General features: G+C 66.9%; 13 protein-coding genes and 2 pseudogenes. 10 read left to right on the forward strand and 5 right to left on the reverse strand.

The features are described from left to right. The first annotated feature begins 65 nt into the window (after positions 1-65). Complete coding sequence (locus tag L6444_RS28850) at positions 66-1,463, forward strand: aldehyde dehydrogenase (RefSeq protein WP_236978885.1); 1,398 nt, start codon at positions 66-68, stop codon at positions 1,461-1,463. Between the two features lie 876 nt (positions 1,464-2,339). On the opposite strand, the gene ligD is transcribed toward L6444_RS28850, so the two are convergent. After that, entirely contained in the window at positions 2,340-3,371 is a 1,032-nt protein-coding gene (gene ligD, locus L6444_RS28855; protein WP_236978887.1) for a non-homologous end-joining DNA ligase, read from the reverse strand. A gap of 37 nt (positions 3,372-3,408) precedes the next feature. On the opposite strand from ligD, the pseudogene L6444_RS28860 reads away from it, so the two are divergent. From L6444_RS28860 to L6444_RS28870, 3 genes and pseudogenes are all read left to right on the forward strand, one after another. Beyond that, a pseudogene (locus L6444_RS28860) lies at positions 3,409-4,472 on the forward strand (ATP-dependent DNA ligase); the annotation flags it as partial. A 379-nt stretch (positions 4,473-4,851) separates the two neighbouring features. After that, complete coding sequence (locus L6444_RS28865) at positions 4,852-4,998, forward strand: hypothetical protein (protein WP_236978889.1); 147 nt, start codon at positions 4,852-4,854, stop codon at positions 4,996-4,998. Between the two features lie 63 nt (positions 4,999-5,061). Continuing rightward, entirely contained in the window at positions 5,062-5,484 is a 423-nt protein-coding gene (locus L6444_RS28870) for a hypothetical protein (protein WP_236978891.1), read from the forward strand. Here the strand turns inward: L6444_RS28870 and L6444_RS28875 are convergent. From L6444_RS28875 to L6444_RS28885, 3 genes are read right to left on the reverse strand one after another with little or no spacing between them, the layout of a single operon-like run. Further along, positions 5,481-6,716 carry a cytochrome P450 gene (locus tag L6444_RS28875; RefSeq protein WP_236978893.1) on the reverse strand — a complete coding sequence of 412 codons (1,236 nt, stop codon included), beginning with the start codon at positions 6,714-6,716 and terminating at the stop codon, positions 5,481-5,483. The two genes, L6444_RS28870 and L6444_RS28875, sit on opposite strands and share 4 nt — an antisense overlap. Positions 6,717-6,762: 46 nt before the next feature. Next, positions 6,763-7,233 (reverse strand): NUDIX domain-containing protein, encoded by a 471-nt coding sequence (locus L6444_RS28880; RefSeq protein ID WP_236978895.1) that lies wholly within the window; start codon positions 7,231-7,233, stop codon positions 6,763-6,765. Further along, on the reverse strand, positions 7,233-8,609 hold the full coding sequence (locus L6444_RS28885; protein WP_236978897.1) for a WS/DGAT/MGAT family O-acyltransferase: 1,377 nt from the start codon (positions 8,607-8,609) through the stop codon (positions 7,233-7,235). Before L6444_RS28885 ends, L6444_RS28880 begins: the two co-directional genes overlap by 1 nt. 182 nt (positions 8,610-8,791) lie before the next feature. Here L6444_RS28885 and L6444_RS28890 point away from each other — a divergent pair, with 182 nt between their 5' ends. Together L6444_RS28890 and L6444_RS28895 are read left to right on the forward strand one after the other, a co-directional pair. After that, complete coding sequence (locus tag L6444_RS28890; protein WP_236978899.1) at positions 8,792-9,670, forward strand: anthrone oxygenase family protein; 879 nt, start codon at positions 8,792-8,794, stop codon at positions 9,668-9,670. Between the two features lie 47 nt (positions 9,671-9,717). After that, entirely contained in the window at positions 9,718-10,431 is a 714-nt protein-coding gene (locus L6444_RS28895; protein ID WP_236978901.1) for a VC0807 family protein, read from the forward strand. Between the two features lie 134 nt (positions 10,432-10,565). On the opposite strand, the gene L6444_RS28900 is transcribed toward L6444_RS28895, so the two are convergent. Next, positions 10,566-10,778, reverse strand: a complete 213-nt coding sequence (locus tag L6444_RS28900) for a hypothetical protein (RefSeq protein WP_236978909.1) — start codon at positions 10,776-10,778, stop codon at positions 10,566-10,568. Positions 10,779-10,966: 188 nt separating this feature from the next. Between L6444_RS28900 and L6444_RS28905 the strand changes: the two are divergent. The 4 genes and pseudogenes from L6444_RS28905 (at position 10,967) to L6444_RS28920 (ending at position 13,937) form a co-directional block, all read left to right on the forward strand. After that, positions 10,967-12,056 (forward strand): annotated as a pseudogene (locus L6444_RS28905) (NAD(P)H-dependent amine dehydrogenase family protein). Continuing rightward, positions 12,053-12,550 (forward strand): VOC family protein, encoded by a 498-nt coding sequence (locus tag L6444_RS28910; RefSeq protein WP_370653050.1) that lies wholly within the window; start codon positions 12,053-12,055, stop codon positions 12,548-12,550. The pseudogene L6444_RS28905 and the gene L6444_RS28910 overlap by 4 nt, the downstream one beginning before the upstream one ends. Continuing rightward, positions 12,547-13,332: an SDR family NAD(P)-dependent oxidoreductase gene (locus tag L6444_RS28915; RefSeq protein ID WP_236978911.1), complete on the forward strand. Its 786-nt coding sequence runs from the start codon at positions 12,547-12,549 to the stop codon at positions 13,330-13,332. The genes L6444_RS28910 and L6444_RS28915 overlap by 4 nt, the downstream gene beginning before the upstream one ends. Positions 13,333-13,334: 2 nt before the next feature. Then, entirely contained in the window at positions 13,335-13,937 is a 603-nt protein-coding gene (locus tag L6444_RS28920; RefSeq protein ID WP_236984489.1) for a TetR/AcrR family transcriptional regulator, read from the forward strand. Positions 13,938-13,941 lie beyond the last annotated feature (4 nt).

Here is a 13,941-nt window from a genome sequence, read left to right on the forward strand (position 1 = left end):
CCGTCAGGGCCGACGGTATATGCTCAATACCCGAATCGCAAGTAGTTGATACTGGAAGGCGGCCGATGGGATCGCAGGTTTTCGAAGTCATCTCTCCGCACACCGAGCAGCCGATCGCCGAAGTCACCGCGGCCAGCGCCGCCGACGTCGACGCCGCGATCGCTGCCGCGCGCGCGGCCTTCGACTCCTGGGGACGCGGCGCACCCGCCGATCGCATTGCCGCGATCCGGCGGTTGGCTGACGTGTACGACGAGCGGCGCAAGGAGATGGCCCAGACCATCAGCGCCGAGATAGGCGCTCCGATCACCTTCGCCCAGCGTGCGCAGGTGGGCCTGCCCGCGATGATGATGCGTGCGTTCTGCGACCTGGCCGAGCGCCACCCGTGGCAGGAGAACCGGCGCGGCTTCTTCGGCACCGACGTCCAGGTGCGCAAGGAACCGGTCGGCGTCGTCGGCGCCGTCGTGCCGTGGAACATGCCACAGTTCCTGATCGTCACCAAGCTGGTGCCCGCGCTGCTGGCCGGCTGCACGGTGGTGCTCAAACCGGCGCCCGAATCACCTTTGGATGCCTTGCTTTTGGCCGAGATGTTGGCGAGTGTGGGCCTGCCGGAGGGTGTGGTCACGCTGGTATTGGGCGGCCGCGATGTCGGCGAAGCCCTGGTCAGCCACCCCGGCTTGGACAAGGTGTCGTTCACCGGTTCCACGGCGGCCGGACGCGCGGTGGCAGCCGCATGTGCGCCCAACCTGACCAAGGTCAGCCTCGAACTCGGCGGCAAGTCCGCGGCCGTCGTCCTCGACGACGCCGCCCCGGAGCAGGTCGCCGCGGGCGTACGATCGGCCAGCCTGTCCAACAGCGGGCAGATCTGCAACGCGCTGACCCGCGTGCTGGTGCCGCAGCAGCGCCACGACGAGTACGTCGACGCGCTGGCCGCCGAGATGGGAGCGCTGCGGGTCGGCGACCCCGCCGAAAAGGACACCCAGCTCGGCCCGCTGGTCTCCCAGCGCCAGCAGAGCCGGGTGCGCGGGTACATCGAAATCGGGCAACGGGAGGGTGCGCGAATGGTGCTGGGCGGCACCGAGATGCCCGACGGCGTGGACCGCGGCTGGTACGTCAAGCCAACTCTTTTCGCGGGCGCCGACAACGCGATGCGCATCGCGCGTGAGGAGATCTTCGGTCCCGTCATCACCGTTATCCCATACCGCGACGAGGACGACGCGGTGGCCATCGCCAACGACTCCGACTACGGCTTGGCCGGCTCGGTGTGGACCGGTGACACCGATCGCGCGCTGGCGATCGCCGGCCGCATCCGCACCGGGACGCTAGGCATTAACCAGGGCTACACAATGGACCCGTTCGCGCCGTTCGGTGGTGTGAAGGGCAGCGGGTACGGGCGTGAGCTGGGTCCTGAGGGGTTGGACTCGTACCTGGAGACCAAGTCGATCGCTGTTGCGCCGGGAGGCTGAGCGGGGTCGGGTGTGAAGCGGTAGCGTCGGGTGTGAAGCCGGGGCGTTGGGCATGAAGCCTGGGCGTTGGGTGTGAACCCTGGGCGCGAAAACCACGAAAATCCCGCCACCACAACACTTTCAACGCCCAAACTTCACACTCAACGCCACAGCTTCACACGCGAGACCTCAGCCGGGAAAAACCAGGCCCTAGCGCCGCGGAACCGCGCCGCTGCGCGTGAAGCTGGGCGTTGCGCGTGAAACCTGGGCGCTGCGCGTGAAACCTGGGCGTTGGGCGTGAACCCTGGGCGTTGGGTGTGAAACCTGGGTGCGAAAACCGCGAAAATCCCGCCACCACAACACTTTCAACGCCCAAACTTCACACTCAACGCCACAGCTTCACACGCGACACCTCAGCCGGGAAAAACCAGGCCCTAGCGCCGCGGAACCGCGCCGCTGCGCGTGAAGCTGGGCGTTGCGCGTGAAACCTGGGCGCTGCGCGTGAAACCTGGGCGTTGGGCGTGAACCCTGGGCGTTGGGTGTGAAACCTGGGTGCGAAAACCGCGAAAATCCCGCCACCACAACATTTTCAACGCCCAAACTTCACACTCAACGCCACAGCTTCACACGCGACACCTCAGCCGCGTAAAACCACGCCCTAGCGCCGCGGAACCGCGCCGCTGCGCGTGAAGCTGGGCGTTGCGCGTGAAGCCTGGGCGCTTGGTGTGAAGCCTGGGCGTTGGGTGTGAAACCTGGGCGTTGGGCGTGAACCCTGGGCGCGAAAACCGTGAAAATCCCGCCACCACAACACTTTCAACGCCCAAACTTCACACTCAACGCCACAGCTTCACACGCGGCCACACCTCAGCGGAACGCCCAGCAGGACCAAAACGCCCTTCAGGACTTCTTCTTCAAGTCCGTATCCCGGCTCGGCTGCACTCGTTTCGGCTCCCCCGGCATCTTCGGGTAGTTCGGCGGATACGGCATATCCCCCAACCCGCGCTGCTCGTCGGCAGCCACCATCTCCAACAGCGGCGCCAGCGATTGCGCCTCCTCGTCCATCCCGGCCCACGGGTCCGCCCGCGCGGCAATCAGATCGGGCACCGTGGCCATGGTGTAGTCGTCAGGGTCCGCATCCGCGAGTTCGTCCCAGCTCAGCGGCATCGAGACCGTCGCGATCGGGGTGCGCCGCACCGAATACGGCGACGCCATGGTGCGGTCACGGGCATTCTGGTTGAAGTCGATGAAAATGCGCTGTCCGCGCTCTTCCTTCCACCAAGACGTCGTCACCGCCTCCGGCGCGCGCCGCTCTACCTCGCGGGCCAGCGCGATACCGGCGCGACGCACCGCGATAAAGTCCCAGTCGGTGGCGATCCGCAGATAGACGTGCACCCCGCGACCGCCCGAGGTTTTGGCGTAGCCCACCAGACCGAGTTCGTCGAGCAGCGGCCGCAGCACCTCGACGGCAACCGTGCGAGCCTCGAGGAAGCCGGTGCCGGGCTGCGGGTCCAGGTCGATGCGCAACTCGTCGGGATGGTCGGTATCCGGGCAGCGCACCTGCCACGGGTGTAGCGTGACGGTGCCCATCTGCGCCGCCCACACGATCGCCGCCGGGTGCGTCACCTTCAGCGCGTCGGCGGTACGTCCCGACGGGAAGGTGATCCGGCACGTTTCCAGGTAGTCGGGGTGATGCTGCGGCACCCGCTTCTGGTAGATCTCCTCGCCGTCGATGCCGTCGGGGAACCGCTGCAGATGGGTGGGCCGGTCCCGCAGGGCGGTCAGCATCGGGCCGGCACCGACCGTCGCGTAGTAGTCGATCAGCCGGCCTTTGGTGCCGTCGGTCGCCAGCGCGGGAAAGTACACCTTGTCCCGGTTGGTCACCCGCACGGCGATGCCGTCGACGTCGAGTTCTTCTGCTTTGGCAGCCATGTCTGGCTACCAGCATGCCGCACGACACAATGATCCAATGGATTTACCTGTCATGCCGCCCGTGTCGCCGATGCTGGCCAAGCCGGTCAAGACGATCCCGAACGACGCCTCCTACGAACCCAAATGGGATGGGTTCCGCTCCATCTGCTTTCGCGACGGCGACGAGGTGGAACTGGGCAGCCGCAACGAACGGCCGATGACGCGGTACTTTCCCGAACTGGTCGCCGCGGTCAAAAAGCGAGTTGCCGCCCCGCTGCGTGATCGACGGGGAGATCGTGATTGCCACCGCGCACGGCCTGGATTTCGAAGCGCTGCAACAACGTATCCATCCCGCCGACTCGCGGGTGCGGATGCTGGCCGAGCAGACCCCGGCGTCGTTCATCGCGTTCGACCTACTCGCCCTGGACGACGAGGACTACACCGGGCGCCCGTTCACCGAGCGGCGCGCGGCGCTGGTCGAGGCGCTGACGGGCTCGGGACCGTCGTTTCACGTGACCCCGGCGACCACCGATCCCGCAGTCGCGCAACGCTGGTTCGACGAGTTCGAGGGCGCCGGCCTCGACGGGGTGATCGCCAAAGCCGTTGAGCGTCACCTACCAGCCGGACAAACGGGTGATGTTCAAGGTCAAGCACGAACGCACCGCCGACTGCGTGGTCGCCGGTTATCGCGTACACAAATCGGGCGCCGACGCGATCGGGTCGCTGCTGCTGGGGCTCTATCAGCCGGACGGTCAACTCGCCTCGGTCGGGGTGATCGGCGCCTTCCCGATGGCCGAACGCAGACGGCTGTTCGCCGAATTACAGCCGCTGGTCACCGAGTTCGACCAGCATCCGTGGAACTGGGCCGCGCACGAATCCGGCGAACGCACGCCACGCAAGAACGAGGGCTCACGCTGGAACGCGGGCAAGGATTTGTCGTTCGTGCCGTTGCGACCGGAGCGGGTGGTCGAGGTCCGCTACGACCACATGGAGGGCGTGAGATTCCGCCACACCGCCCAATTCAACCGATGGCGCCCCGACCGCGAACCGCGCTCGTGCACCTACGCGCAGCTGGACCAGCCGGTCACTTTCAGCTTGGGCGACATCGTGCCCGGGCTTTTGCCGGAAAGACACGTGATGGGCGGTGGAATGGCGCGGCCGCCGCGGAGATTACGTGGCGCAGCCTTAAGATGTCGTGATGCTGCACGTATGTTCACTGTTCGTTGCACGCACCGCCGCGTTCGACGAATATGGCGCGATCAACGCCACCTCCATTCCCATGGCGTGGTTTCAGGTCGACCAAATGCCGTTATGGGCAAAGGTTCCGGTGGTTCTGGTAGTGCATGCGCCGGCCGGTGGCGACTACGACCCGGATCTGCACGTGGTGTGCAAGGATCCGGCCGGCAAAGCGTTGGGATCGCTGCGCGCAGCCTGGCATTGGCCTGATGACGGAAAGCTGCCGTCGAAGTACCGGTGTTTCACCCAGGAGCTCGCATTTCAGGTGGAAACCGAAGGTGAATACACCATTGGCGCCTATTACGACGCCGACGGCAAATTCGAGTTGTCCACACCCGTCCCGATGTCGATCGTGCTGGCCGAAAAGAACCCCGAAAACGACGTCGACGACGACGACGAAGCCGCACTTTGAATTGATTCGACCGGTATTGCCAACGCCGGGTTTTCGCCAACCTCGCCCCGTTAAGCTGTCGTGATGCACGTAGCCGCACTACTCGTGGCGGGTTCCGCCAACATCGACGATTCCGCTATCGACGCCACCCGTCTGCCGACGACCAGTTACGACATCAACCAGGTTCCGATCTGGCTGACGGTCCCGCTGGTGCTGGTCGTGCACGCACCGGCCGGTGGCGATTTCGACCCGGAGCTGTTCGTCGTCGCGAAGGATCCCGGCGGGTCGATTCGCGGCACCCTGCGCTCTGCCTGGCAATGGCCGGACGAGGAGAACAAGGCGTCGAAGTATCGCTGCTTCACCCCGCAGCTCTCATTCGCGATCGAGACCACCGGTGAATTCACGATCGGCGTCTACCACGATGCGGAAGCCACCCGTCCCATCGCCACACCCATACCGCTGATGATCAACCTGGCCGGCGGGCGTCCGGGCCGCAACGGCAACTAGACCGCGACCGTCAGCGTCGACAGACCGCGCAGGGTGAGGTTCGGCTTGTACAGCGGTTCGCCGGCCAGTCGCGCGCCGGGAAAGCGTGCCGTCACCGCCGACAACGCCGCACTGGCTTCCAACCGGGCCAGCGGCGCACCCAGGCAGTAGTGGGCGCCGCGGCCAAAACCCAAGTGCCGCAACCCAACACGATCCGGATCGAAGACGTCGGGGCGCTCGAATTCGGCGGGATCACGGTGCGCTGCGGCCACCAGCAGCGTCATCATGTCCCCTTTGGCCACGTTGGTTCCGCCAATTGTCATGTCGTCCAACGCGATTCGGCTGAGTTGTTGCACCGGCGGATCGTAGCGCAGCGTCTCCTCCACCACGGCCGACGCCCGGGATGGGTCCTGGCTCAACGCCGTCCATTGCCGGCGGTCGCGCAGCATCGCCAGGATCGCGTTGCCGATCAGGTTCACCGTGGTCTCGTGCCCGGCGACCAGCAACAGCAGACAGGTCGAGACGATCTCCTCTTCGGTCAACTGATCGCCGGAGTCGTTGACCGCCACCAACCCCGACATCAGGTCGTCGCCGGGGTCGCGGCGCCGCAGCGCGATGAGGCTGTGCAGATATTCGCGCAGGCTCGCGCCGGCATCGAGGGCGTTGCTGATGTCGTCGGCCTCGCTGTCGGCGAAGAACGGGTCCAGTGACTTCGCCAGCACCGCCGACGCCCGGCTGAACTTCGGCTCGTCGTGCAGCGGCACGCCGAGCAACCGGCAGATCACCGCGACCGGCAGCGGGTAGGCGAAGTCCGCGACCACGTCGAAGCTGCCCTTCTCGGCGATCCGGCCCAGCAGTCCGTCCACCAGCGCACCGATCTCGGGTTGCAGCGCGTTGACCACCCTCGGCGCGAACGCCTTGCTGACGAGTTTGCGCAGCCGGGTGTGGTCGGGCGGGTCGAGAAACAGAAATCCCGGCGGCGTCTCCCGGCGTAGCGTCTGGTCGGCCTCGATCATCCGCTGCGCCGCGGTCGACTTGGAATGGTCACTGCTCGACGACGGATGCCGCAGCACGTCGTCGCAGTCGCGGTACGACGAGAACATGACGAAGCTGCCGCCCGGCAGCTCGACCGGGCCGAGATCGCGCAGCTGCGCGCACACCGGGTAGGGGTCAGGCCGGCTCGCCGGGTCCAGCAGCCGCAGCAACAGCGCCTGCGGGTCTTGCGCGGTGGACTGGGCTGGCGTCGGCGGCATGGGCCCCATTGTGCCCGTGTCGAGCGCGAGCCCAATGGCCCCGGCACTACTCCGCTGCGTCAAGGTGCGCCATCAGGCGGTCCAGGAACTCGCGCTGGCCCTTGAGCAGCTTGATCCGGGCCTGCGCCACCGGGAACCAGCCGACTCGGTCGACTTCGGGGAACTGCCGAATCTTGCCCGACCCGCGCGGCCACTCCAGCTCGAAGGTGTTGCTGCGCGCGTCGGTGACGTCGAGATCACCGGCGACGGCGAACGCGGTGACGATCTTGCCGCCGGACTGCTGCACCGCGCCGAGGTCGATGCGTGCCCCGGCCGGGACCGGCAGCCCGAGCTCCTCGCCGAACTCGCGTTGCGCGGCCGCCCACACGTCGTCGCCGTCGGTGTACTCGCCTTTCGGGATCGACCAGGCGCCGTCGTCCTTGCGCGCCCAGAACGGACCACCCGGATGAGCGATCAGGACCTCGACGACACCGCAGCGTGTCCGGTACAGCAGCAAACCCGCGCTGAGCCGCGGCATCAGGCTCCCACGGCCTGCTCCAGGTCCTTCAGCGACGACTCCAGATGGGCGAGCAACCGTTGCAGGTGCGGCACGCTGCGCCGGCAGCCGACCAGCCCGAAGTCCAGGTTGCCGGCGTTGTTGACCAGCGTGATGTTCAGCGCCTGGCCGTCCGGGATGTTGGACAGCGGGTAGCTGCCGTCCAGCCGCGCCCCGCCGTAGTAGAGCGGGTCCGCCGTCCCGGGCACGTTGGAGATGACGATGTTGAACGGCGGCGGCACCGCCGAGAGGAACCCCGGCACACCGGACAACAGCAACGGCGCCATGTTCAGCGCCGACAACGCCAGCACCTCATACGACGGCAGGTCGGCGAGCACTTTCTTGTTGCGGCGCATCGACTCGGCGATGATCTCGATCCGCTTCGCCGGGTCTTCGACATCGGTGGCCAAGTTGCACAGGATGCTGCCGACCTTGTTGCCGCCGCTGTCGGCGTCGGCCTCCGAACGCAGGCTCACCGGCACCATCGCCACCAGCGGCGTGTCGGGCAGTGCGTGCTGCTCGAGCAGGTAGTAACGCAGCGCACCTGCGCACATCGCCAGCACGGCGTCGTTGACCGTCACACCGGCGGCCTGCTTGACGCTCTTGACCCGGTCCAGTGACCAGGACTGTGCCGCGCACCGCCGCGCTCCTCCGACCTTCACGTTGAGCATGGTGTGCGGCGCGGCGAACGGCAGCGTCAACTGCTGTTCCAGCAGTGCCGCGCGGGCCAGCTTCAACGTCGAAGGGCCAACTCCCGCAAGCCCTTTGAGGGACCCCGCCAGTTTCATCAGTGAGTTCAGCGGGTTTGAGCCTCCTTCGGAGGGGGCTGCCGGTTTCGGCGGCCGCGGCAAACTCCACATCGCTTTGACTTCGGTGTCGTGCGGGTCGGTGGACAGCGTGCGCTGCATCAGCTTGACCGCCGAGACACCGTCGATCAGCGCATGGTGCATCTTGGTGTACAGCGCGAACCGGCCGTCCTGCAGGCCCTCGATCACGTACGCCTCCCATAGCGGGCGGTGCCGGTCGAGCAGGGCGGTGTGCACCCGCGAGGTCAGCTCCAGCAAGTCGCGGACCCGTCCCGGCGACGGCAGCGCCGAGCGCCGCACGTGGTAGTCGACGTCGACTTCGTCGTCGTAAGCCCAAGCGAGAGTGGCGATTCCACCCGCGATCTTCGCGGGGTGCTTCCGGAAAGTCGGCTGAAATTCGTCGTTGGCGATCAGCGCCTCGTAGAACTCCCGGACGAACTGCGGTCCGGCTCCCTCCGGAGGCTCGAACAGCGACAGGCCACCGACGTGCAAGGGATGCTCCCGCGATTCGCTGAACAGAAACATCGAGTCGGTGGGCACCATGAGTTCCATCCGGCCATTACACCCCGAGAATGCCCCGGACGTAATAGCCCTGCACGAACCGATGACCTCGGCGGCCTGAGTCCCCGCGTGAGAGTGAACGTCACGACGCGCCGTAAACCCGTCGCAGAAATCGCGCTCGGCCGGGGGTGCTCACCAAACGATCGCCTTGCCGCCCTGATTGGATTGCCGCTATGTCCAAGCGTGTCAGCCCCCTGAGCGTTCTGACCGTCGTCGCCGCTCTGGGCAACGCGGCCGTCGGCGGCCTGTTCTTTGCTTTCTCCGCCTTCGTCATGCGCGGCCTGGACCGGATCAACCCGGTGGACGCGGTTGTCGCGATGCGTGCCATAAATGCTGCCGCACAAGCGAATCCACCATTCTTGACGCTGTTCTTCGGGGCGGCTGTCACTGCACTGGCGGTCGGCATCGTCGCGGTGACACAGCTGGCGCGCCGCGGCAGCGGCTACCTGCTGGCCGGCGCGGTGCTGGCCGTCGTCGCGCTCGTCGTCACCGCCGCATGCAACGTGCCGCTCAACGAACAGCTGGACAAGGTCCGGCTCGCGACGGATGCCGCGCCGGCGTGGCATGCCTACTCCGGGCCGTGGACGGCGTGGAACCATGTGCGCACCATCTGCCCCCCTGCTCGGCGCGGCGCTGCTGGGTGTGGGTCTGCTGCGCCGCTGATCAGGGCACCTGATCCAGTAGGTTCACAGCAGACCACAAGGAGACGATGCGACGTGAGCGATGGATCCGCCGAAGACGGCATTCCGGCGCGGGTGGTGCACAAAGCGAGCACCACGCTGATCGCCGCGGCACGAAGGTGGGCCTGGACCAACCCGGCGGTGCCGATCGGACTGGCCAGCCTGGCGCTGGCGGGCTACCTCGTACATCGGGTGGGCGGACACCGGCGCTTGGGCAACGCGCTGGACTCCACGGTCGTCACCGCGGGCGACGTGCTCGACCCCGATCCCACCGACACCGCCTCGCTGCGCCACCCGGTGCGCCGGGCCGGCCACGCAATCATCGACCGGCTCACCCGCGGCGCGGCCGCCCGCCGCTCAGCGCCGCGTTAGTTAGGGTCAGCTAACTACATCGGCGGGGGCGTCGGTACGCTCGGTCTGTGCCGCAAGAAAACCCCACTACTTCCGATGAATCGGCCGGCGCCGGGTTCGACGCCCCGAAAAGCCTGCGCGAATACGCGCAGACGACCGTGATCAACACCGTGCCGCCGGTATTGGCGTACTACGGCCTGCGTATGTTCGGCGTCACGCCGTACCTGGCCCTGGTGGGTGCGATCGTCGTCGCCACCCTGCAGGGCCTGTCCACCGTGGTGCGCAAACGCAAGATCGAATTCGTCAACGTGGCCGTGCTGGTCTGCGCCGCCGTCTCGCTGGCCGTCGCGTTCACCACCAAGAACCCGCGCATCGTGCAGGTCACCGAACTCATCCCGGCCACCTTCCTGGTCTGGTCGGTGGTGGCCAGCGGCGTGGTGCGCAAGCCCACCTCCAAGATGATCACCGGCGCCATCGCGCCCGGCCTCGCCGACGCGGCACTGCCGCAACGGGGCTGGACCGATCAGGACATCCGCGACTGGCACCGCCTGCACACCCGGCTGTGCGTGCGCCTCGGGCTGATCTGCGGCATGTTCCCGGTCGCCGCGGTCGCGTGCATCTTCACGCTGCCCGTCGACATCTCGCAGATCCTGATCGTGACGGTCGGTCCGACGCTGCTGGTGGTCTGCATCGCGAGCGCCACTACCCTGCTGCGCAGGTTCGTCCGTCGCACCGACGAGGCGGCAGCCGATCGCGCCGCTGCGGTCACCCGACGGGCGTAGCTCCCGAGCTGGACAGGGTGAATCCTCGACCCGAGGCGACCGTGCAGGTGACACCGTTGGATTCGGAGCGGCAGGTGAAGGGGCCGACCGCGGCGGATTGACCGTAAGCCAGCGTCGGGGTGCCTTGGCCCGAATTACCCAGGCAGGTCTCCCCCCGAGCAGCTCTTGAACGACCCGTCGGTGCTCAGGCGCACCGACAGCGGCGGCGAGTTGGTTTGGCAGTACGTTTCGTCGGGGATGCCGCTACCCCGCTGGTAGCTCAGTTCGCAGCCGATGTTGCGGCTCGGCGACAGGAATGAACACCACGTACTGGTGCAGACCGGGTTGTCCGCGGCCGCCGTGGGCATCCCCGTCCACCCAGCCGTGACTAGGGCAGCTGCTACTGCGATTGCTGTCTTACGCACCGCAGAATTATCGGATTTTTCTCGTCTCCGGGACGCATGTTTCGGAGATTTCCGCGCATTCGTTGACAGTCGCTGTCATAAGGTCATACGTTGCCAGCCGGCATACCACTCATCCCACCGGAAGGTGACCCATGACCCCCACACCGTCCACATTTCGCGTCATCCAGTGGGCGACCGGGGGTGTCGGAAAAAGCCGCCGTGGAATGCGTGCTGAACCATCCGCAACTCGAACTGGCCGGCTGTTGGGTGCACTCCGCGGACAAGAACGGCCGCGACGTCGGCGAGATCGTCGGCATCGACCCCATCGGCGTCACCGCCACCACCGACGTCGACGAGATCCTGGCCCTGGCTGCCGACTGCGTCGTCTACAGCCCACTGATCCCCAACGACGACGAAGTGATCGCGATCCTGCGGTCCGGCAAGAACGTGGTCACTCCGGTCGGCTGGGTCTATCCGGACCTCAGCCACCCGCGCCATCGGGCCGTCGCCGACGCCGCGCTGCAGGCCGGTGTGACGCTGCACGGGTCGGGAATCCACCCCGGCGGCATCACCGAACGCTTCCCGCTGATGGTCTCGGGGCTGTCATCGGCGGTCACCCATGTGCGCGCCGAAGAGTTCTCCGACATCCGCACCTACAACGCGCCGGACGTGGTCCGTCACATCATGGGCTTCGGCGGCACACCCGAAGAGGCGGTGCAGGGGCCGATGGCGGCGCTGCTGGAACAGGGATTCCAGATGTCGGTGCGAATGATCGCCGACCACATGGGATTTCGCATCGATCCCGAGATCAGGACGATCCAGGACATTGCGGTGGCAACCGCGGACATCGACTACGAGCCCTTCCCCATCACCGCGGGAACCGTGGCCGCGCGCCGCTTCCGCTGGCAGGCGGTCATCAACGGCGAACCCGTCATCACCGCTGCGGTCAACTGGCTGATGGGCGAGGACAACCTGGAGCCCGCCTGGAACTTCGGCGACGCAGGCGAACGGTTCGAGGTCGAGATCACCGGCGACCCCACGGTGCACCTCACTTTCAAAGGGCTGCAACCCCAGACCGTGGCCGACGGGCTCGTCCGCAACCCCGGCGTGGTGGCCACGGCCAACCACTGCGTCAACGCCATCCCCGACGTGTGCGCGGCCGCGCCGGGCATCAAGACCTACCTGGATCTGCCGTTGTTCGCCGGACGTCCGGCGCCCCACCTCACGGGTGGCGCCTTGTGACCGTGCTCGGCGACGTGTCGTTCTGCCACTTGGTCATCGGGGTCACTGACATCGACCGCGCCCTGGAATTCTACCGGGATCTGCTCGGTCTCGACGTGGTGTTCGACAACACCATCTCCGGTGAACCCTTCGACACCGTCCTGCACGCCACCCGCAAGCAGGAGGGCCGCGTGGTCGGCGGCTTGCTGGGCGGGCTGATGATCGAACTGCTCTCGTTGACCACCGCCGCGCCCGAGCGCAAGCCGTCGCGGCCCGGTATCACTGGGATCCACAACTTGTCGCTGTCGGTCACGGACCTGGACGACACGCACCTCCGGATCACCGCGGCCGGCTACACCCCCGATCAGCAGCCGTTCGAAATCAGCGGCGTACGAATGTTTTTCGTCAAGGATCCGGCCGGCACCCCGGTCGAGTTCATCGAACTGCCCGGCGGGGCTCGCAGCACCTACGAACTGCACCGTGGGGTGCCGCTGCGACTGGGGCCGGCCCGATGAGCTACTCGCACCCGGACTCGCTGCGGGGGCAGGTCGCCGTCGTGACCGGTGCCGCCCAGGGCGTCGGAAGGGGCGTCACCGCCGCGCTGCTGGAGCGCGGAGCTTCGGTGCTGCTGGTCGACATCCAGGAGGCGAAGCTCGGTGCCACCGCCGACGAATTGCGGACAGAATTCGGTGCAGCGCAACGTCTCTCGACACTCACAGCCGATCTGCGCCACCCCGAGAGCGCGCGGCGCATCGTGGCCGCGGCGGTGGACGCGTTCGGCACCGTGCACGGACTGGTCAACAACGCGATCGCCACCAACGAGCCCAAGGCGTTCGTCGACATCACCGTCGAAGACCTGGCGCTCGGTTACGACGTCGGTCCGCGGGCGACGTTTCTGCTCATGCAAGCCGTGCACCCGTTGCTGGTGGCTGCCGGCGGCGGCTCGATCGTCAACCTGGGCTCGGGGACCGGTACCGGCGGTGAACCCAAGTGGGGTGGCTACGCCGCGGCCAAGGAAGGGATCCGCGGCTTGTCGAAAGTGGCTGCGCTGGAATGGGGCCGCGACAACATCCGGGTCAACGTGATCTGCCCCTTCGCCGAATCGGACGGCGTCAAATTCTGGAAGCAGTTCGCACCCGAGGACTATGCGAAGGCGGTGGGTCGGGTCCCGATGAAGCGGATCGGCGATGTACGGACCGACGTCGGGGCGCTGGTCGCGTTCCTACTGAGCTCCGACGCGACGTTCATCACCGGCCAGACCATTCACGTCGACGGCGGAATCGGCAGCTTCCGGTGACGGTGCCCGGGGAGTCGCTGCGCGATCGGCAGCGCGCCCAGATCCGCGCCGATATCCGGCGGGCGGCCTTCCGGCTATTCGCCCAGCGCGGCTACCACACCGTGACGACTGACGAAATCGCGGCTGCCGCTGGTGTTTCCCAGCGCACGTTGTTTCGGCATGTGACCACCAAGGAAGAGCTGCTGCTGGCACCGGCACGGCACGGCGGCGCCGAGGTGGTGAGCCTGCTCGAACAACGCCCGGCGCAGGAATCGCCGGACGTCGCGTTGGCCAATGCGATCGTCGCACGCACCCGCTCGTTCGGCGAGACCGACACCGAGGAGTGGCGGGCAGCGTTGCTGGTGGCCCCGGATCTGTTGGACCGGTTGAACTTTCATACCGCCGCCGACCGGCAGCGGGCGACGGTCAGCACCGCAGCGCGGATGGGCGTGGATCCCGACGCCGACGTCCGGCCAGGCCTGTTGGTGCACTTGAGCTTCGCCGCCGCCGATTTCGGTTTCCAGCGCTGGGTCCGGCAGAACTCGGCGCAGCAACCGCTGGATCGGTGCGTGGCCGAGGCGCTGGAAGCATTGCGCAGCTCCCGCTGGAGTTCCGGTCGCGGTTGACCCG

Origin of the sequence: Mycobacterium kiyosense (assembly GCA_021654635.1) — a bacterium.
GTDB lineage: Bacteria > Actinomycetota > Actinomycetes > Mycobacteriales > Mycobacteriaceae > Mycobacterium > Mycobacterium kiyosense.

What these genes read in the sequence shown, in the direction of transcription:
- L6444_RS28850 (WP_236978885.1), top strand. Translation starts at nt 66, where the DNA reads ATGGGATCGCAGGTTTTCGAAGTCATCTCTCCGCACACCGAGCAGCCG.
- ligD (WP_236978887.1), bottom strand. Translation starts at nt 3,371, where the DNA reads ATGGCTGCCAAAGCAGAAGAACTCGACGTCGACGGCATCGCCGTGCGG.
- L6444_RS28870 (WP_236978891.1), top strand. Translation starts at nt 5,062, where the DNA reads ATGCACGTAGCCGCACTACTCGTGGCGGGTTCCGCCAACATCGACGAT.
- L6444_RS28875 (WP_236978893.1), bottom strand. Translation starts at nt 6,716, where the DNA reads ATGCCGCCGACGCCAGCCCAGTCCACCGCGCAAGACCCGCAGGCGCTG.
- L6444_RS28880 (WP_236978895.1), bottom strand. Translation starts at nt 7,233, where the DNA reads ATGCCGCGGCTCAGCGCGGGTTTGCTGCTGTACCGGACACGCTGCGGT.
- L6444_RS28885 (WP_236978897.1), bottom strand. Translation starts at nt 8,609, where the DNA reads ATGGAACTCATGGTGCCCACCGACTCGATGTTTCTGTTCAGCGAATCG.
- L6444_RS28890 (WP_236978899.1), top strand. Translation starts at nt 8,792, where the DNA reads ATGTCCAAGCGTGTCAGCCCCCTGAGCGTTCTGACCGTCGTCGCCGCT.
- L6444_RS28900 (WP_236978909.1), bottom strand. Translation starts at nt 10,778, where the DNA reads ATGCCCACGGCGGCCGCGGACAACCCGGTCTGCACCAGTACGTGGTGT.
- L6444_RS28915 (WP_236978911.1), top strand. Translation starts at nt 12,547, where the DNA reads ATGAGCTACTCGCACCCGGACTCGCTGCGGGGGCAGGTCGCCGTCGTG.